Source organism: Xanthomonas sp. D-36-1 (assembly GCF_017746155.1).
GTDB lineage: Bacteria > Pseudomonadota > Gammaproteobacteria > Xanthomonadales > Xanthomonadaceae > Xanthomonas > Xanthomonas cissicola.
Genome location: NZ_JAGHWR010000027.1, coordinates 1 through 18,387, shown reverse-complemented (window position 1 = coordinate 18,387; position 18,387 = coordinate 1). Strand labels below are relative to the sequence as shown.

General features: G+C 64.8%; 16 protein-coding genes. 12 read left to right on the top strand and 4 right to left on the bottom strand.

Translation table 11 applies throughout. From position 1 onward, the window contains the following. Positions 1-6 precede the first annotated feature (6 nt). Complete coding sequence (gene bamA / locus J7367_RS08495; protein WP_007973104.1) at positions 7-2,373, top strand: outer membrane protein assembly factor BamA; 2,367 nt, start codon at positions 7-9, stop codon at positions 2,371-2,373. A 76-nt stretch (positions 2,374-2,449) separates the two neighbouring features. Here the strand turns inward: bamA and J7367_RS08490 are convergent, their stop codons facing one another. Then, the gene (locus tag J7367_RS08490) at positions 2,450-2,641 is read right to left on the bottom strand and encodes a hypothetical protein (RefSeq protein ID WP_005911715.1); all 192 of its coding nucleotides are present in this window, start codon (positions 2,639-2,641) and stop codon (positions 2,450-2,452) included. Between the two features lie 129 nt (positions 2,642-2,770). Between J7367_RS08490 and lpxD the strand changes: the two genes are divergently transcribed. The 9 genes from lpxD to J7367_RS08445 all read left to right on the top strand — a co-directional run bounded on the left by lpxD (position 2,771) and on the right by J7367_RS08445 (position 13,448). After that, positions 2,771-3,784, top strand: a complete 1,014-nt coding sequence (lpxD, locus tag J7367_RS08485) for a UDP-3-O-(3-hydroxymyristoyl)glucosamine N-acyltransferase (RefSeq protein ID WP_057662000.1) — start codon at positions 2,771-2,773, stop codon at positions 3,782-3,784. After that, positions 3,781-4,239 (top strand): 3-hydroxyacyl-ACP dehydratase FabZ, encoded by a 459-nt coding sequence (fabZ, locus tag J7367_RS08480; RefSeq protein ID WP_003485378.1) that lies wholly within the window; start codon positions 3,781-3,783, stop codon positions 4,237-4,239. The genes lpxD and fabZ overlap by 4 nt, the downstream gene beginning before the upstream one ends. Before the next feature lie 25 nt (positions 4,240-4,264). Then, entirely contained in the window at positions 4,265-5,056 is a 792-nt protein-coding gene (lpxA, locus tag J7367_RS08475) for an acyl-ACP--UDP-N-acetylglucosamine O-acyltransferase (RefSeq protein ID WP_003485381.1), read from the top strand. Beyond that, positions 5,053-6,357, top strand: a complete 1,305-nt coding sequence (gene lpxB, locus J7367_RS08470) for a lipid-A-disaccharide synthase (protein WP_139792795.1) — start codon at positions 5,053-5,055, stop codon at positions 6,355-6,357. The genes lpxA and lpxB overlap by 4 nt, the downstream gene beginning before the upstream one ends. Continuing rightward, complete coding sequence (locus tag J7367_RS08465; RefSeq protein ID WP_007965609.1) at positions 6,354-7,100, top strand: ribonuclease HII; 747 nt, start codon at positions 6,354-6,356, stop codon at positions 7,098-7,100. Before lpxB ends, J7367_RS08465 begins: the two co-directional genes overlap by 4 nt. Positions 7,101-7,366: 266 nt before the next feature. Next, entirely contained in the window at positions 7,367-10,957 is a 3,591-nt protein-coding gene (gene dnaE, locus J7367_RS08460; protein ID WP_057662005.1) for a DNA polymerase III subunit alpha, read from the top strand. 176 nt (positions 10,958-11,133) lie between these two features. Next, positions 11,134-12,093: an acetyl-CoA carboxylase carboxyltransferase subunit alpha gene (locus J7367_RS08455; protein ID WP_005924942.1), complete on the top strand. Its 960-nt coding sequence runs from the start codon at positions 11,134-11,136 to the stop codon at positions 12,091-12,093. Positions 12,094-12,150: 57 nt separating this feature from the next. After that, positions 12,151-12,906 carry a tetratricopeptide repeat protein gene (locus J7367_RS08450; protein WP_057662007.1) on the top strand — a complete coding sequence of 252 codons (756 nt, stop codon included), beginning with the start codon at positions 12,151-12,153 and terminating at the stop codon, positions 12,904-12,906. Between the two features lie 26 nt (positions 12,907-12,932). Further along, positions 12,933-13,448, top strand: coding sequence for a hypothetical protein (locus tag J7367_RS08445; RefSeq protein WP_244664001.1), 516 nt, complete (start codon positions 12,933-12,935; stop codon positions 13,446-13,448). 206 nt (positions 13,449-13,654) lie between these two features. On the opposite strand, the gene J7367_RS08440 is transcribed toward J7367_RS08445, so the two are convergent. Beyond that, positions 13,655-14,101 carry a CopD family protein gene (locus tag J7367_RS08440; RefSeq protein ID WP_057662014.1) on the bottom strand — a complete coding sequence of 149 codons (447 nt, stop codon included), beginning with the start codon at positions 14,099-14,101 and terminating at the stop codon, positions 13,655-13,657. Between the two features lie 73 nt (positions 14,102-14,174). On the opposite strand from J7367_RS08440, the gene J7367_RS08435 reads away from it, so the two are divergent. Both J7367_RS08435 and J7367_RS08430 read left to right on the top strand, forming a co-directional pair. After that, a complete protein-coding gene (locus tag J7367_RS08435; RefSeq protein ID WP_057662016.1) occupies positions 14,175-14,777 on the top strand; it encodes a class I SAM-dependent methyltransferase in 603 nt (200 codons plus the stop codon). 442 nt (positions 14,778-15,219) lie between these two features. Continuing rightward, positions 15,220-16,563 (top strand): polyhydroxyalkanoate depolymerase, encoded by a 1,344-nt coding sequence (locus J7367_RS08430; protein WP_176215038.1) that lies wholly within the window; start codon positions 15,220-15,222, stop codon positions 16,561-16,563. Between the two features lie 127 nt (positions 16,564-16,690). Here J7367_RS08430 and J7367_RS08425 read toward each other — a convergent pair whose 3' ends face one another. Both J7367_RS08425 and J7367_RS08420 read right to left on the bottom strand, forming a co-directional pair. Then, positions 16,691-17,608 (bottom strand): sensor domain-containing protein, encoded by a 918-nt coding sequence (locus J7367_RS08425; RefSeq protein WP_057662018.1) that lies wholly within the window; start codon positions 17,606-17,608, stop codon positions 16,691-16,693. Then, the gene (locus tag J7367_RS08420) at positions 17,605-17,967 is read right to left on the bottom strand and encodes a PadR family transcriptional regulator (RefSeq protein ID WP_057662021.1); all 363 of its coding nucleotides are present in this window, start codon (positions 17,965-17,967) and stop codon (positions 17,605-17,607) included. Before J7367_RS08420 ends, J7367_RS08425 begins: the two co-directional genes overlap by 4 nt. Positions 17,968-18,387 lie beyond the last annotated feature (420 nt).

Below are 18,387 nucleotides of genomic sequence, written 5' to 3'. Positions count from 1 at the left end.
TGTGACATGACGCGTCTTCCCACTCGCCGCCTGCTTGCCCTCGCTCTTGCCGCCGGCCTCAGCCTGCCGGCCGTTGCTCTGGCCGTCGAGCCGTTCGTTGCCAGCGACATTCGCGTCGACGGCCTGCAGCGCATCGCCTCCGGCACCGTCTTCACCTATCTGCCGGTGAACCGCGGCGACACCGTGGACGATGCCAAGGTGGCCGACGCGATCCGGGCGCTCTACCGCACCGGCTTCTTCGAGGACGTGCAGCTGGACCGCCAGGGCAACATCCTGGTGATCACGGTCAAGGAGCGCCCGGCGATCAACAAGCTCACCGTGACCGGCAACAAGGACATCAAGTCCGAGGAACTGCTCAAGGGCCTGGGTGACATCGGCCTGTCCGAGGGTGGCACCTTCGATCGCCTGAGCCTGGACCGCGTGACCCAGGAACTGACCCGCCAGTACAACAACCGCGGCAAGTACAACGTGGAAATCACCCCGACGGTGAGCCCGCTGGACCGTAACCGCGTCGACGTGGCCATCGCGATCAAGGAAGGCAAGGCGGCCAAGATCCGCCACGTCAACCTGATCGGTACCGAAAAGTTCGCCAACGAGGACATCCTGGACAACTGGGAATCCAAGGAACACAACTGGGCCTCGTGGTACCGCCGCGACGACCAGTACTCCAAGGAAAAGATGTCCGGCGACCTGGAAAAGCTCAACTCCTGGTACCTGGACCGCGGCTATGTCGACTTCAGCATCGACTCCACCCAGGTCTCGATCAGCCCCGACAAGCGCGATATGTTCATCAGCGCCGGCGTCACCGAGGGCGAGCAGTACAAGATTTCCGAAATCAAGGTCACCGGCGACACCGTGCTGCCGCAGGCCGACATCGAGCGCCTGGTGATCCCCAAGGCCGGCGACATCTTCTCGCGTGCGCTGCTGGAGTACACGTCCGATGCGATCACCAATACGCTGAGCAACGTCGGTTACGCGTTCGCCAAGGTCAACCCGATCCCGACGCCGAATCGCGAAGACCGCACCGTGGCAGTGAACCTGCAGGTGGTGCCCGGCCCGCGCGTGACCGTGCGCCGCATCCTCTACAAGGGCAACAGCCGTACCTCCGACGAGGTGTTGCGCCGCGAAATGCGCCAGTTCGAGAACACCTGGTATTCGCAGGCGGCGATCGACCGTTCCAAGATCCGTCTGCAGCGGTTGGGCTACTTCGAAAGCGTGGACGTGGAAACGCCCGCGGTGCCCGGCAGCAACGACCAGGTCGACGTGGTCTACAACGTCAAGGAGACCACCTCCGGCAGCTTCGTGTTCGGCCTGGGTTATTCGCAGAGCTTCGGTGTGACCACCTCGGTGCAGTTGTCGCAGAACAACTTCCTGGGCGGTGGTAACCGCGTGGCAGTGGAGGCCTCGCGCAGCAGCTATCAGCAGCGCTACGCGTTCTCCTACACCAACCCGTTCTTTACCGACGACGGCGTGTCGCTGGGCTACAACCTGTCCTGGCGTGCACTGGATTATTCGGACTTCAACACCGCGCAATTCAACAGCAAGAACGGTTCGGCGCAGGTGGTGTTCGGCGTGCCGATCACCGAAAACGACACCGTCTCGGCAATGGTGGGTATCGACAGCAACCAGATCACCACCTTCGCGGGCACCACACCGCAGGCGATCATCGACTACATCAATGCGATCGGCACGCGCACCTTCCATGCCTGGCGCACGGAACTGGGCTGGGCGCGCGACACCCGCAACGACTTCTTCATGCCGACCCGCGGCATGTACCAGCGTGTGGGCCTGGAAACCACCCTGCCCGGCTCCACGGTCGAGTACTACAAGCTCAACTACCAGATCTCCAACTACTGGCCGATCATTCCGGCGCTGGTGTTGAACACGCGCTTCGAACTGGGCTACGGCGACAGTTACGGGAAGGACAGCACCCGCGTGCTGACCAATCCGGATGGCAGCACCCGCACGGTCACCGCCACCGGCCTGCCGTTCTACGAGAACTTCTACGCCGGCGGCACCAATTCGGTCCGTGGCTTCGAAGACAACACCCTGGGCCCGCGTTCGGAAGCGATCAATGGCTATACCCGCGGCCAGCCGCTGGGCGGGTCGTTCAAGACGGTGGGCTCGGTGGAAATGTATTTCCCCAAGCTGTTCGACAGCCCGTCGGCGCGCGTTTCGGCATTCGTCGACTTCGGCAACGTCTACAGCGGCGTGGACAACTTCAAGGCCAACGAGTTGCGCGCCTCCACCGGTGTGGCGCTGTTGTGGCGCGCGCCGGTCGGCCCCATTTCGATCAGCTATGCATTCCCGCTGAAGAAGGAAGACAACGACGAGATCGAGCGTCTGCAGTTCACCTTCGGCGGCCAGTTCTAAGATTGGCACGCGAACCAATGGCGGCCCGGACGCCCGGGCCGCCATTGTTGTTTGAACACCCTGGTAGGAAACAGCTTTAGAAGTAGTTGTTCCAGACATTGCCCAGGCAGGTGGCGGTGGCGCCCCAATCGGATGCGTCCACGCATTGCACCTGCTGGTCCCAGAAGCTCAGAGCGTTGGTGCGCTGCTGCGCGAAATCGTCGGCCGATGCACTGGTGACTGCGCCCAGCAGGATCACGCTACCGAAAATGGAGAGAACAGTTTTCATATGTTTCTTCCTGGGTTCGCCGCATCGTTGCGGCCCGGTAAGCAATACGCTCGACTGTTTAGCCAACTTTTGGCGACGTTCCCCCCCCTGTTAAACCAGCCAATTATCGTTTACGCGAGGTTTACCCTGATGCGATTGACCGCCAGTGCGATTGCCGAACAATTCGGGTTGACCGTCGTCGGTGACGGCACCACCGAAGTCAGCGGCGTCGCCACCCTGGCCCATGCAGGCGCAGGCCAGCTGGGCTTCCTGTCCAACCCACGCTATCGTCCGCAACTGGCCGACACCCAGGCCGCTGTCGTGGTGCTGCGTGCCGACGATGCCGAGGCCGCCAAAGGCACCGCGCTGGTCGCCAAGGACCCGTATACCGCGTTCGCCAAGATCGCCGCGCTGTTCGATGTGGCCCCGGTGCGCGAACCGGGCATCCATGCCTCTGCGGTGATCGACCCGACCGCCCAGGTCTCGGCCACCGCGCATGTCGGTCCGTTCGTCAGCATTGGCGCGCGTAGTCGCGTGGGCGATGGCTGCGTGATCGGCACCGGCAGCATCATTGGCGAAGACTGCGTGGTGGACGCCGGCAGCGAGCTGCTTGCCCGCGTCACCCTGGTCACCCGCGTGCGGCTGGGCAAGCGCGTGCGCATCCACCCCGGTGCGGTGATCGGCGCCGATGGCTTCGGCCTGGCCATGGATGCCGGGCACTGGATCAAGGTGCCGCAGCTTGGCGGTGTGGTGATCGGCGACGACTGCGAAATCGGCGCCAACACCTGCATCGACCGCGGCGCGCTGGAAGACACCGTGCTGGAAGAAGACGTGCGCGTGGACAACCTGGTGCAGATCGCGCACAACTGCCGCATCGGCGCGCACAGTGCGATTGCCGGCTGCACCGGCATTGCCGGTAGCGCCAAGATCGGCCGTTATTGCCTGCTTGGCGGGCATGTCGGCGTGGTCGGCCACCTGGAGATCTGCGACAAGGTGGTGATCACCGGCAAGTCTGTCGTGCGTAATTCCATCCATGAGCCGGGCGAGTATTCGTCCGGCACCCCTCTCACCGACAATCGCACGTGGCGCAAAAACGCCGCGCGCTTCAAGCAGCTTGATGCGCTCGCTAGGCGCATCCTGGCTGTGGGCAAGGAGAAACAATGAGCCACCACGTTTACGAACTGCCGATCGACGTCAGTCAGATCCAGACGCTGCTCCCGCACCGTTACCCGTTTCTGCTGGTCGACCGCATCCTCGAACTCGATCTTGAAACCAAGTGGATCGTGGCGCAGAAGAACGTCAGCATCAACGAACCGTTCTTCCAGGGCCATTTTCCGAACCGTCCGGTCATGCCTGGCGTGCTGATCATCGAGGCGCTGGCGCAGGTCGGCGGCGTGATGACCCAGCTCGGCCTGGGCCGCGATGCCCTGTCGCAGCTGTTCTATATGGTCAAGGTGGACAAGGCCCGCTTCAACAAGCAGGTGGTCCCGGGCGACGTGTTGATCATGGAAGTGCAGATGAAGCGCCTGATCCGCAACGTGGGATGCTTCTACGGCGAAGCCAAGGTCGACGGCGAAGTGGTGGCCAGTGCCGAGGTGATGTGCGCCGGCGCCAGGTAATCCCCCGCTTTCGGAGTAAGACACGATGCGCGATTCAACACCTTTGATTCATCCGACGGCGGTCATCGATCCATCGGCAACGCTGGCGGACGACGTCCGCGTCGGCGCCTTCTCGCTGATCGGCGCCGATGTGCAGATCGGGGCGGGCACCGAGGTGGGGCCACATTGCTCGATCCACGGCCCGACCCGGATCGGTCGCAACAACCGCTTCATCGGCCACGCCGCGATCGGCGGCGAACCGCAGGACAAGAAGTACGCTGGCGAACGGACCGAATTGGTGATCGGCGACGGCAACGTGATCCGCGAATTCGTCACCATCAATCGCGGCACCGGCGGTGGTGGCGGCATCACCGTGGTCGGCAACGACAACTGGATGCTGGCCTATACGCACGTGGCGCACGACTGCCATGTGGGCAACCACTGCGTGTTCTCCAACAACACCACGCTGGCCGGCCACGTCACCGTCGGCGACTACGTGATCATCAGCGGTTTTGCCGGCGCGCATCAGTTCTGCCGTATCGGCGCGCACGCCTTCCTGGGCATGGGCGCGCTGACCAACGGCGACGTCCCGCCGTTCACCATGGTGGGCAGCGAATCGCTGGGGCGTCCGCGCGGCATCAATAGCGAAGGGCTCAAGCGCCGCGGTTTCGACGCCGAACGCATCACCGCGATCAAGCGCGCCTACCGCACGCTGTACGTCGCCGGCCTGCCGCTGGCAGATGCCAAGCTGCAGCTGGCCGAACAGGCCAAGAGCAGCGACGATGTGCGCGGGATGCTCGAGTTCATCGAAGCAGCAGAACGGCCGTTGTTACGATGACGGCCGGGATTCGGGATTCGGGATTGGGGATGCAAAGCGTCCACACCACACCGGGCGAAGTCGTGCACGACGCGCTGGCCAATCCCCAATCCGCAATCCCCAATCTCCGCGCACCGCGCATCGCGCTGATCGCCGGCGAGGCCTCTGGCGACAGTCTCGGCGCGGGGCTGATCGAGCAGTTGCGGCTGCGCTATCCAAATGCCGAATTCGTGGGCATCGGTGGCGATGCGATGCGTGGCGCCGGTTGCCAGACCTGGTTCGATGCCAGCGAACTGGCGGTGATGGGCCTGACCGAGGTGCTGCGGCATCTGCCGCGCCTGCTCAAGCTGCGCAGCGCGTTCCGCGAGCGGGTGCTGGCGTGGAAGCCGGACGTGTTCATCGGCATCGACGCGCCGGATTTCAATCTGCCGGTGGAACGCTGGCTCAAGCAGCGCGGGATCAAGACCGTGCACTACGTCAGCCCGTCGGTGTGGGCGTGGCGCGAGAAGCGTGCCGAAAAAATCGGCGTCAGCGCCGATCTGGTGCTGTGCCTGTTTCCGATGGAGCCGCCGATCTATGCCAAGCATGGCGTGGACGCCCGCTTTGTCGGCCACCCGATGGCCGACGATATTGCCTACCAGGCCGACCGCGCAGCAGCGCGCGCAACGCTGGGCCTGTCCGCCTCCAGCACTGTCCTGGCAGTATTGCCAGGCAGCCGTCACGGCGAAATCAGCCGGCTCGGCGACACCTTTTTCCAGGCGGCCTGGCTGGTGTCCGAGCACCTGCCCAATCTGCACGTGCTGGTACCGGCCGCCAATCCAGGCTGCAAGCACCTGCTGGCCGAGCAGCTGTCACGCTCGTCGCTGCCGGTGATGCGCTCGCATCTGCTCGACGGCCAGGCGCGTACCGCCATGCTGGCCGCCGACGTGGTACTGCTGGCCTCCGGCACCGCCACGCTGGAAGCGATGCTGGTCAAGCGCCCGATGGTGGTGGGCTACAAGGTCGCTCCGCTCACCTACCGCATCGTCAAGCTGCTGGGCCTGCTCAAGGTCAACCGCTACGCCCTGCCCAATATCCTGGCCAATGACGACCTGGCGCCGGAACTGATGCAGGACGACTGCACCCCCGAGCGGCTGTGCGTGGCACTGCTGGACTGGTTCAAACACCCCGACAAGGTCGCCGCCCTGCAGCCGCGCTACCTGGCCCTGCACGCGGAGTTGCGCTGCGATGCGTCGGCGCGGGCAGCGGATGCGGTGGCTGGGCTGCTGGAAGGCCGGCAGTCGGGAGTCGGGATTGGGGATTCGGCAGGAGCGAAGGCATGAAAATCATTGCTTTAGGCACCCAGGCCGATAGCGCCGACGCCGAGGCGCGCCAGTCGCCCTTGTTTGACCAATCCCAAATCCCGAATGTCGAATCGCGGCGTTTGATCGCCGGTGTCGACGAAGCTGGCCGCGGCCCACTGGCCGGGCCGGTGGCCGTGGCCGCCGTGGTGTTCGACCCCGGCAAGCCGCGCATCAACGGGCTGGACGATTCCAAGCAGCTCACGGCCGAGCGGCGCGAGCAGCTGTATGCGCGCATCGTCGACCGGGCGCTGGCGTGGTCGGTGGTGTTGATCGACAGCGAAGAGATCGACCGCATCAATATCTACCAGGCGACCATGCTCGGCATGCGGCGCGCAGTGGAAGGCGTGGCGCATGTGGCCGGGTTCGCGCGCATCGATGGCAACCGCGTGCCCAAGGGGCTGCCCTGCCCGGCCGAGGCGTTGATCGGTGGCGACGCCTTGGACCGCGCCATCATGGCCGCCTCGATCGTGGCCAAGGTGACGCGCGACCGGCTGATGCACGAACTGCACGCGCGGCACCCGGAATATCGCTTCGATCAGCACAAGGGTTACAGCACGCCGGTGCATCTGGCCGCGTTGCAAACCCACGGGCCATGCCCGCAACACCGGCGCAGTTTTGCGCCGGTGCGTCTGGCGCTGCAAGGCCGTGAAGGCCTGGAACCGGGTCACGGGACCCGGGACCTGGAGCAGTTGCAGGTCGGGCAATTGGTTGCGCCGCTGTAAGAGACGCCAGGGTCGGCATCGGCGTGTCCGGCTGCGCGTCGGAGCCTGAACAGCCGCACATTGATTGCGTGCCGTGCGCAGTGGCTCCAGGCACACATCATTCCACTCGTCTCGGCCCTGCGGTCCTCGGATGCCTGTGCAGCGCCGGCCCGGCAAGCGATTGACCGCCCTTCCAGGTCTCCGGTCCCGGGTCCCGCCCCCCGCTGTCAAGCCTTGTTCGCCCCCGCCCCCGCCGGTACCCTGACCGCGCATTATTCCGGTCCCGCATGTCCACTTCCCGCTTCGTCCATCTGCACGTCCACACCGAGTTCTCGCTGGCGGATTCCACCATCCGTGTGCCCGAGAAACCGGATCAGGCTGACCCGAAAAAGGCCAAGCAGGCCAACCTGCTGAGCCGGGCAGTCGAACTCGACATGCCCGCGCTGGCAGTCACCGACCTCAACAACCTGTTCGCGCTGGTCAAGTTCTACAAGGCCGCCGAAGGCGTCGGCATCAAGCCGATCGCCGGCGCCGACGTGATGATCGCCACGCCGGACATGACCCCGTGGCGCATGACCCTGCTCTGCCGCGACCGTGAAGGCTACCTGAGCCTGTCGCGGCTGCTCACCCGCGCCTGGATGGAAGGCCACCGCCCCGAAGGCGGTGTGGCGATCCATCCCGAATGGCTGCAGGCCGGGCACGCCAACCTGTTTGCGCTGGCCGGCCGCGACAGCCTGGCCGGGCGCCTGTTCAACGAGGGCCGCGCGGATCTGGCCGAGCAACAGCTGGCCGACTGGCAGCGCGTGTTCGGCGATGGCCTGCACCTGGAGCTCACCCGCACCGGCCGCGATGGCGAGGAACGCTTCAACCAGTTCGCCCTGCACGCCGCGGGCGTGCGCGGGCTGCCGGTGGTGGCGAGCAACGACGTGCGTTTTCTGTACGCCAGCGACTTCAATGCGCACGAAGCGCGCGTCTGCATTTCCTCCGGCCGCGTGCTGGACGATCCCAAGCGCCCGCGCGACTACAGCGACCAGCAGTACATAAAGTCCAGCGAGGAGATGGCGGCGCTGTTCGCCGACATCCCCGACGCCATCGACAACACCCACGCGCTGGCGCAGCGCTGCAACATCGAGATGCGCCTGGGCACCTACTTCCTGCCCGCCTACCCGGTGCCGGAAGACGAAACGCTGGACAGCTGGATCCGCAGCCAGTCGCGACAGGGTCTGGCCGCACGCCTGGAAAAGAACCCGATCGCGCCGGGCAAGACCCGCCAGGACTATGTGGACCGGCTCGAATTCGAGCTGGACACCATCATCAAGATGGGCTTTCCCGGCTACTTCCTGATCGTGGCCGACTTCATCCAGTGGGGCAAAAACCAGGGCATTCCGATCGGCCCGGGCCGCGGCTCCGGTGCCGGCTCGCTGGTGGCCTGGGCGCTGCAGATCACCGACCTGGACCCGCTGCCTTACAACCTGCTGTTCGAGCGCTTCCTGAATCCAGAGCGCGTGTCGATGCCCGACTTCGACATCGACTTCTGTATGGACCGGCGCGACGAAGTCATCGACTACGTGGCGCGCAAGTACGGCCGCGAACGCGTCAGCCAGATCATCACCTACGGCACCATGGCCGCCAAGGCGGTGGTGCGCGATGCCGGCCGCGTGCTGGGCTTTTCGTATGGGTTGGTCGACAGCGTGGCCAAGCTGATCCCCAACATCCTGGGCATCACGCTCAAGGATGCGATGGGCGAAGGCAAGGATTCGGAGATGGCCTCGCCGGATCTGATCCAGCGCTACCAGGTCGAAGACGACGTGCGCGACCTGATGGATCTGGCGCGCCAGCTCGAAGACCTCACCCGCAACGCCGGCAAGCACGCCGGCGGCGTGGTGATTGCGCCCGATCCGCTTTCCGAGTTCTGCCCGCTGTTCGCCGAACACGACGAAGACGGCCGCGGCAAGAACCCGGTGACCCAGTTCGACAAGGACGACGTCGAGGCGGTGGGTCTGGTGAAGTTCGACTTCCTTGGCCTGCGCACGCTGACCATCATCGATTGGGCAGTCAAGGCGATCAACGTGCGCCACGCGCGCGCCGGCATCGACCCGGTCGACATCACCGCCATTCCGCTCGACGACGTGCCCACCTACAAGGGCGTGTTCGCCTCGGGCAATACCGGTGCGGTGTTCCAGTTCGAATCCTCGGGCATGCGCCGCCTGCTCAAGGACGCGCGCCCGGACCGCTTCGAAGACCTGATCGCGCTGGTGTCGCTGTACCGTCCCGGCCCGATGGACCTGATCCCGGACTTCAACGCGCGCAAGCACGGCCAGCAGGAGATCGTCTACCCCGATCCGCGCACCGAAGTCATCCTGAAAGACACCTACGGCATCATGGTGTACCAGGAGCAGGTGATGCAGATGGCGCAGATCGTCGGCGATTATTCGCTGGGCGGCGCCGACCTGCTGCGTCGCGCGATGGGCAAGAAGGTGCCGGCCGAAATGGCCAAGCACCGCGAAATCTTCCGCGAAGGTGCGGCCAAGGGCGGCGTGAGCGCCGCCAAGGCCGACGAAATCTTCGACCTGATGGAGAAGTTCGCCGGCTACGGCTTCAACAAGTCGCACGCCGCCGCCTACGCGCTGGTCAGCTACCAGACCGCGTGGCTGAAACGCCATTACCCAGCCGAATTCATGGCCGCCACGCTGTCCTCGGACATGGACAACACCGACAAGGTGGTGGGCTTTCTGGATGAGGTGCGCAACCTCGGCCTCACCGTCAAACCGCCGCGCGTCAACAAGTCGGCGTACATGTTCGCCGCCGCCAGCCCGGACACCATTCAATACGGCCTGGGCGCGATCAAGGGCGTCGGCCAGGGCGCCTGCGAGGCGATCGTCGAAGAACGCCAGCGCGGCGGCCCCTACACCACGCTGCTGGATTTCTGCACGCGCGTGGGCACCGCAAAGCTCAACCGGCGCACGCTGGAAGCCATGATCAATGCCGGCGCGATGGATGGCCTGGGCAAGAACCGTGCTTCGCTGATGCTGCAGTTGCCGGAGGTGATGAAGGCTACCGAGCAGATGGCGCGTGAGCGCGCCTCCGGACAGAACTCGCTGTTCGGCGGGCCGGACCCGAGCGCCCCGGCGATGCGCCTGGACCTGCCCGAGAGCAAGGAATGGCCGCTGGGCCAGCTGCTCACCGGCGAGCGCGAAACGCTGGGCTTCTACCTCAGCGGCCACCCGTTCGACCCGCACCGCGAAGAAGTCCGCGAGCTGGTCGGTTGCGATCTGGGTGCGCTGGAAAAGATCCTGGCCTCGCAACAACGTGGTGGCGGGGGCGGCGGGGGCGATGGCGAAAAACGCGCCTGGCGGCCGGAAGTGAGCGCGATCCTGGCCGGCCAGGTGGTCGGCGTACGCCGCAAGGGCGACAGCCAGGTGTTCGTGCAGCTCGAAGACGGCCGCGGCCGGGTCGAATGCAGTGCGTTCTCCGACGCGATGGCCGAGTTCGGCCACCTGCTCACCCGCGACCGCATCCTGATCGTCAAGGGCGGCCTGCGCGAGGACGAATTCAACGGCGGCTATAGCCTGCGCATCCGCCAGTGCTGGGACTACGAGCAGATCTGCGCCGACCACGCGCAGCGGCTGTCGCTGCGCCTGGACCTGCGCGAAAAGCAGGCCTTCAAGCGCATCGACGCCCTGCTGGCCAAGCACCGCCCCGGCAGGACGCCCCTGCGCCTGGACCTGCTGCTGCGCGCGCCCAGCGGGGGCGTGGCCGGCATGCTCGACCTCAACGGCAACCATTCGGTGCGGATCGACCAGCAGCTGATGGACAGCCTGCGCGCAGACCCTGCGGTGCGGACCTTGAAGATCAAGTACAACCCGCCGTGGGCGTGAGGAGCCGGGATTCGGGATTGGGGGTTCGTAACAGCAGCACTGCGACTTCGGCGCTGCAACAGACCGCCGTTACGAATCCCGAATCCCCAATCCCTGCCGTGCAACCGCACGGCTGCGTACGGGCCAGCCACACCGCTTCAGCTACACTCCCCGCCTTACGTTGACGACGCCATTGCATGAATCCTAACTACCTCGACTTCGAGCAACCCATCGCCGATCTGGAAGCAAAGATCCAGGAACTGCGCAAGGCCAGTACCGGGCCTGCGGTCAACGTGGAGACCGAAGTGCGTGCGCTGCGCGACAAGCTGCGCGTGCGCACCGCGCAGATCTTCCGCGATCTGTCGGCCTGGCAGGTCTCGCAGCTGGCGCGTCATCCGCAGCGCCCGTACACGCTGGACTACATCAACACCATCTGCGACGAGTTCCAGGAACTGGCCGGCGACCGCGCCTACGCCGACGACAAGGCCATCGTCGGTGGCCTGGGCCGTATCGACGGCCGCCCGGTGGTGATCATCGGGCACCAGAAGGGCCGCGATACCAAGACCAAGGTGGCACGCAACTTCGGCATGCCGCGCCCGGAGGGCTACCGCAAGGCGCTGCGCCTGATGAAGCTGGCCGAGCGCTTCCGCCTGCCGCTGCTGACCTTCATCGACACGCCCGGCGCGTATCCGGGCATCGGTGCCGAGGAGCGCGGCCAGTCCGAGGCGATCGCGCGCAACCTGCTGGAAATGGCCGAGCTGAAAATCCCGGTGATCTGCACCGTGATCGGCGAAGGCGGCTCCGGCGGCGCGTTGGCGATCGGCGTGGGCGACCGTACCCTGATGCTGGAATACGGCACCTATTCGGTGATTTCGCCGGAAGGCTGTGCCTCGATCCTGTGGAAGGACGCGGCCAAGGCCAAGGACGCCGCCGAACAGCTCGGTCTGACCGCCAAGCGCCTGAAAGGCCTGGGCCTGGTCGACAAGGTGATCCGTGAACCCACCGGCGGTGCGCATCGCAATCCCGAACAGATGGGCAAGCGCCTGAAAGCGGTACTGCTCAACGAGCTGGACGCGCTGGAAAAGATTCCAGTGGATACGTTGCTGCAGCAGCGTTACGAGCGTCTGCGCAGCTACGGTGCCTACGAAGGGCATTGATTCGCACGAAGGCCGGCCGCGCCAAGTGCGCGGCCATGGAAAGGACGCCACACCCGCATGTCTCCGCTCCTGCTGATCTCACTGCTGCTGCAAGCCGCCTGCTGCGTCCACGTCGTGCGCAGCGGGCGGCCCTTGTACTGGATCTTCCTGCTGCTGGCGTTTTCGCTGCTGGCGGTGCTGGTCTATGTGTGCGTGGCGGTCATCCCCGATCTGCGCAACGACCCCTATGCACGCCGTGGCCTCAAGCGCGTGCGCAGCACCCTGGACCCGCAACGCGAACAGCGCGATGCCTCACGCCGGCTGGATGTGGCCGACACACCGGAAAATCGCCGCCAGCTCGCAGAGACCTTGCTGGCGCGCGGCGATTACGCCCAGGCCGCCGAGCATTACCAGGGGGCCTTGCGTGGACTCTATCGCGACGATCCGCACCTGATGCTCGGCCTGGCCAAGGCGCAGTTCGGGCTGGGCCGACCGCAGCAGACGCGGCAGACCCTGGATGCCTTGATCGCAGCCAACCCCAGCTTCCGCTCGCATGACGGGCACCTGCTGTATGCGCGCGCGGTCGAAGGCAGTGGCGACACCGAGGCTGCCTTGCACGAATACGACACGCTGGCGCAAGGCTATCCGGGCGAAGAAGCACGCGTGCGCTATGCACAACTGCTGCAGCGCATCGCACGCAATGACCAGGCCAGGGCGGTGTACGAACAGGTGCTGCGTCACGCCGCCGCCTCGCCCAAGCATTACCAACGCGAGCAACGCGCCTGGGTCGACCTGGCGCGCAAGGGCCTGCGCGAGCTCGACACCGGCGCCTGAGAGCAGCCAACACGACGCCCGTGTAGCTGCAGGTCACGCACATCGCATCGCTCGGCAACCAATCGCTTGGCAACCTGATCAAGGCCATCACCATGCAAAGGAAGCCTGAAATCGAGGCAGGTCTGAGAGCCGAGATCGATCGTCTGCTGGAGCAATCCACACAGCGGTTTCGCAGCGGCGCCCTGGCCGAATCGCTCGCCTTGGGATTACAGGCGTGGGCGCTGATCCCCGAACCTAAGGCGAACTGGGATTATTACCCGCAAAGCCTGTCTGCAAGTTTCGTCAAGGATTACGCCGACCTGCACGATCAGGAAAACGTGCTTCGATGGATCCAGGTGATGGCACTGATGTACGACGACCCAGACCACACCGACCATCTTGTGCTGATGACCGAAGGCGAAGCGATGCTGCAGCTCGGGGATGAGGCACGCGCCTATGCTGCCTTCGGCAAAATTTACGCGCTATACGGCAGAAAGGGATTTGCCGGACACCAGAAACGGTATCTGGAGATGCTGCTCAAGCAACACCCGTCAGGCGCATGAATTCGTCGTCGCGCTCGCGCGGACCCTAAGATTCATCGGCCCTTTTGCCCGGTGCGCACATCTCCACGTCACTGGCCGTCCCTCCATGAACCACCACAGGCATGCGCGGCGGGACACCGGAATGCCCCGTATTTTTTCGGCAGTAGCAGCCTTGGCACCGGCGCGCCGGAGCCGTCAGGCGTACGCAGATGCGGTGGGCAATGCGCTCAGAACGGCTTGGCCAGCACCAACCAGATCACGCCGACCAGCAGGATCACCGGTGCTTCGTTGAACCAGCGCAGCGCCCAACCGCTGGGCACTGCACGCCCCTGTTCGGCGCCTTTGACCCAGCGCCCGGACACGATGTAATGGGCAAGAATCAATGCCACGGCAAACAGCTTGGCGTGCAGCCAGCCGCCGGCGACCATCGTCGGGAAATCCGGGATGACCCGATAACCCTGCCAGAGCACCGCCCCCAGCAGCAGTGCCAGACCGAGCATGCTGTGGCCGAATGCATAGAGCCGCCGCCCCATCAACACCAGGCGCGCGCGCACCGCGGTGTCGCTGCCGGCTTCGGCGATGTTGACCAGAATGCGCGGCAGGTAGAACACCGCGGCCATCCAGGCGATTACGAACAACAGGTGGAAGGTCTTGATCCACAAATACAGGGTCATGCGCTGGCTCCGCTGGCTCGCGTAGGATGGCCCGCATTTTCACCTATCCGCGCGCGCGAAAGCAGCCAAGCCCATGCAGCAGTCCGACCCCAAACAGTACGACGCCCACTATTTCCGCCGCTGGTATCGCGATGCCGGGCTGGCCGACCCCGCACGCCTGCGACGCAAGGTCGCACTCGCCGTGGCCCAGGCCGAGTACTACCTGGAACGGCCGATCCGCAGCGTGCTCGATGTCGGCTGCGGCGAAGCCGCATGGCGCGCGCCGTTGTTGGCATTGCGGCCAAAGCTGAGTTATCTGGGTTTCGACAGCAGCGCCTATGCGGTGCAGCGCTATGGCCGCAGTCGCCAGATCCACCCTGCCCGCTTCGGCGATTTTGCCTGGCTGCGCCCGTGCGCCCCGGTGGATCTACTGATCTGCTCGGACGTGCTGCATTACGTGCCCACGCGCGAGTTCAACCAGGGCCTGCCGGGGTTGGCCGAGATGTGCGCAGGCGTGGCGTTTCTGGAAGCCTTCGCCGAAGAAGATGCGTTCGAGGGCGATCACGACGGCTTCCAGGCGCGATCGGCGCGCTGGTATCGGCGCCGCTTCGCCAGCGTGGGGTTTGCTGCACTCGGCTCGCATTGCTGGTTGTCGCCACAGTTGGCCGATGAGGCCTCTGCACTGGAACGCGGCTAAGCAAAACGTTGGCCGGTTGCGGCACGCGTGGCGAGTGGCTTCGCCGCGCCCCCTTACCGCAACCCTCTCCCGCAGGAGAGGGGCTTCAGTCCACGCAGCCTTCCTCGCAGGCTGAGCGGCTTGATTCCTTCCCGCCGGGAGAAGGTGCCCCGCAGGGGCGGACGAGGTACGTGCGAAGCCTGGTGGAGATCGAGCGCTGAAGAAGTCTGAGTGCACTGGGCTGCGCTCCGACCTCACGTGTTCCTCTACAGGAGAGGGACTCGTCCAGCAGGCCGCAGGGTTCTGCGCCGAACGCGCGCTTTCGGCGCGCGCAGCCGTCCAAAGCATCACCACTTGCGGCAAACCAAACCGCGGCAAATCAACGCGCTCGCGCTTGCCGTCAATCGTATGGCAGCCTCAACGGTCCGCAGCCCCATTAAGGTGCAAATGCGCCAAAACCGGTATGCTGCGCGGCAGCAAAACCGCACGGATGGGTGGAATGCTTTATCAACTGCATGAGCTGACCCGCAATCTGCTAGCCCCCTGGGTACATCAGGCCCAGGCGAACGCCAAGATGTTTTCCGACCCGGACAGCCTGTGGGCCTCGCTCCCGGGCGCCGAGCGCATGGCCGCCAGCAACGAGTTGTTCCACCGGCTGGGCAAGGAATACGAAAAACCGGCCTGGGCGCTCGACGATGTCGAGGTCGATGGCCATTCGCTACCGATCATCGAACGCGAAGTGTTGAGCAAGCCGTTCTGCCGGCTGCTGCGCTTCAAGCGTTTCAGCGACCACGTCGAGCTAATCGGCAAGATGAAGGAGCAGCCTGCCGTGCTGGTGGTGGCGCCGTTGTCCGGCCACCACGCCACGTTGCTGCGCGACACCGTGCGCACCCTGCTGCGCAACCACAAGGTCTATGTGACCGACTGGGTGGACGCGCGCATGGTACCGCTGGACGCCGGCGCGTTCCGGCTCGAGGACTACATCACCTACATCCAGGAATTCATCCGCCATATCGGCGCCGAGCGCCTGCATGTGGTGAGCGTGTGCCAGCCTACCGTGCCGGTGCTGGCTGCAGTGTCGCTGATGGCCAGCAACGACGAGCCCACCCCGCGCTCGCTGGTGATGATGGGCGGGCCGATCGATGCGCGTCGCAGCCCCACCCAGGTCAACAACCTGGCCACGGAAAACGGCATCGAGTGGTTCCAGAACAACCTGATCCACACCGTGCCGTTCCCGTATCCGGGCCATGGCCGCCAGGTGTATCCGGGCTTCCTGCAACACGCCGGCTTCCTGTCGATGAACCCCAACCGGCACGTGATGTCGCACTGGGATTTCTACACCGATCTGGTCAAGGGCGATCTGCAGGATGCGCAAGCGCACCGGCAGTTCTACGACGAATACAACGCCGTGCTCGACATGCCGGCCGAGTATTACCTGGACACCATTCGCGTCGTGTTCCAGGAGTTCCTGCTGCCGCAAGGCAAGTGGAAGGTGGACGGCCAGTTGGTCAAGCCCTCGGCGATCCGCAATACCGCGCTGCTGAGCATCGAAGGCGAGCTGGACGACATGGCCGGCCTCGGCCAGACCGAGGCGGTGCACGATCTGTGCACCGGCATCGATGCGGCGCATCAGCGCCATCTGGTGGTGGAAGGCGCCGGCCATTACGGCATCTTCAGCGGCCGTCGCTGGCGCGAGGTGGTGTACCCGCAGGTGCGCGAATTCATCGCCCGCTACGACGCCGACCCGGTGGGTAGCCGCGACCCGGCCACCGTGACCCCGATCCGCAAGCGCGGCAAACGCGCCTGATCCACACAACATCCCCGGCAATGCCGGGGATGTTCATTTCGATCTGCGTGCAACCGCGAGACGACGTGATGCCGGCGAGCGAGCACCACCACCGACCCTGCGCACGCTGACATCTCGGCCAGGCGCATCACGCGGCCGCTTCTCCGCCCTTGACCAGCAGGTGCTTGGCGAACATGCCGTGCAACTTGCCGAACGCGCGCGCCAGGTGCAGCGTAACGAACAACAACAGCACGCCCGCTGCGAACAACGGCAGCGTCAGCCAGGCGCTGGTGATGTCCACGCCATCCCAGGTCAGCACGGCGAGGTTGTCGAACAGCACCGCGATCGGTGAAGCGGCCAGGCCCAACGACAGCGCCAGCAGCGTGCAAAACACAGTGAAATACAGAATGCCCAGCGGCAGCATCAGCAGGAAATACAGCATCGTGCTCCAGGTCCGCGCATCGGTGAACATCGCGCCGATACGCTGCAGCCAACCACCTTGCAGGCCCGGGTATTGCGGGCGACGCGGCATGCGCACGCCGAGCAGCGTCTCGACCACGCGGCCTTCCACCAGCGACAACACCCGCACCGAGCCGAAGAACAACACCAGCAGCGGCACGCCGATGATCAGGATCAACATCCCGATCGACAGGCTGGCGCCAGTCACGACCCAGGTGAAATAGAACACCCCGGTGAGCAGCGACAGCAGCATGTAGAACAAGGCGCCATAGGTGCGGGGGTCGGCGGCCACACCGAAGAACGTGCCGATCCACGATGCCCGCCTCGGTGGCACCGGGGAACGCAGTGCGCGTGCCACGGTCACCTCGGTTTCGCGGTAGATCTCTGCCACTTCCTCCGGCGCGCCGTAGCTGCTGGCCACGCAGGCAATGACCTCGGCCTCGCTCTTGCCTTTCTGTTCTGCCAGTTCCGAACGCAGATACTCTTCGGCGTCGTAAAGCGCGTCCTGGATCATTGCCGGATCTGCACCGGACAGCGCCTGGCGCAGCTGCAGCAGATAATCGCCAATGGTGGTCGGCAACGGGTGTGCCTGTGCAACTGTCTTCATGAGTGGGTCCCCTCCAGCACTGAATCAACGGAATCTCGGGTGGCACGCCAGGCGGCGGTCCAGTCGCGCAGGCAGTCACGCCCGCTGTCGGTGATGCGGTAATACCGCCGCGGTGGCCCGGAGGCCGAGGGCTCGACATGGCTGTGCAGCAACCCGGCCCCTTCCAGATTGCGCAGCACCGGATACAGGGCGCTCTGCTTGCCGCTGAGCACGCCCTCCAGACGCTCGAGCCGCTTGGCGATGAGGTAGCCGTACAGCGGTGTATCGGCCTGTGCCAGGACGGCCAGCAAGGCCAACGAGACCGTGCCCGCACTCAGTTCCTTCTGAAATTTGCGTAGGTGGATATCCGGCTCGCTCATCGGCCATCTCCGCTAGGTTGAAGGTGATGCTATGTAGAACCTAGCTATAGTGAATGTGCCGGTAGTCATGGGCGGGGATTGGGGATTCGGCATTGGGGATTGGTCAAAAAAAAAGCCGTGGTCGCTAGCTTGTTTGAGCAATTGTCGTCATCGCAGCGAGCCCCATCGCAGCGAGCCCCGTCGCAGTAGCGCCGCCGTTGCGAATCCGCAATACCGAATCCCCAATCCCCGCCCCACTAGCGCCCGCCTGCGCAAACCCAGTGAGTTCATGAGCTTAGGGAAGGTCTGAACAACGAGACCTGACAGGGCGGAAGGTGGCGTCGTTCCGAAGAGTGGCTTTTGGAACTTCGGAATTTCGCCATTTCTGGCGCTTTCCGCGGGAATTTCCCGGTTCACAGACGCACGCTCCCCATCGCCGGC

Coding starts and splice junctions, on each gene's coding strand:
- J7367_RS08425 (WP_057662018.1), bottom strand. CDS start 17,608: ATGAAGACAGTTGCACAGGCACACCCGTTGCCGACCACCATTGGCGAT.
- J7367_RS08455 (WP_005924942.1), top strand. CDS start 11,134: ATGAATCCTAACTACCTCGACTTCGAGCAACCCATCGCCGATCTGGAA.
- lpxD (WP_057662000.1), top strand. CDS start 2,771: ATGCGATTGACCGCCAGTGCGATTGCCGAACAATTCGGGTTGACCGTC.
- lpxA (WP_003485381.1), top strand. CDS start 4,265: ATGCGCGATTCAACACCTTTGATTCATCCGACGGCGGTCATCGATCCA.
- dnaE (WP_057662005.1), top strand. CDS start 7,367: ATGTCCACTTCCCGCTTCGTCCATCTGCACGTCCACACCGAGTTCTCG.
- J7367_RS08430 (WP_176215038.1), top strand. CDS start 15,220: ATGCTGCGCGGCAGCAAAACCGCACGGATGGGTGGAATGCTTTATCAA.
- J7367_RS08450 (WP_057662007.1), top strand. CDS start 12,151: ATGTCTCCGCTCCTGCTGATCTCACTGCTGCTGCAAGCCGCCTGCTGC.
- J7367_RS08465 (WP_007965609.1), top strand. CDS start 6,354: ATGAAAATCATTGCTTTAGGCACCCAGGCCGATAGCGCCGACGCCGAG.
- J7367_RS08435 (WP_057662016.1), top strand. CDS start 14,175: ATGCAGCAGTCCGACCCCAAACAGTACGACGCCCACTATTTCCGCCGC.
- bamA (WP_007973104.1), top strand. CDS start 7: ATGACGCGTCTTCCCACTCGCCGCCTGCTTGCCCTCGCTCTTGCCGCC.
- lpxB (WP_139792795.1), top strand. CDS start 5,053: ATGACGGCCGGGATTCGGGATTCGGGATTGGGGATGCAAAGCGTCCAC.
- fabZ (WP_003485378.1), top strand. CDS start 3,781: ATGAGCCACCACGTTTACGAACTGCCGATCGACGTCAGTCAGATCCAG.
- J7367_RS08420 (WP_057662021.1), bottom strand. CDS start 17,967: ATGAGCGAGCCGGATATCCACCTACGCAAATTTCAGAAGGAACTGAGT.
- J7367_RS08440 (WP_057662014.1), bottom strand. CDS start 14,101: ATGACCCTGTATTTGTGGATCAAGACCTTCCACCTGTTGTTCGTAATC.
- J7367_RS08490 (WP_005911715.1), bottom strand. CDS start 2,641: ATGAAAACTGTTCTCTCCATTTTCGGTAGCGTGATCCTGCTGGGCGCA.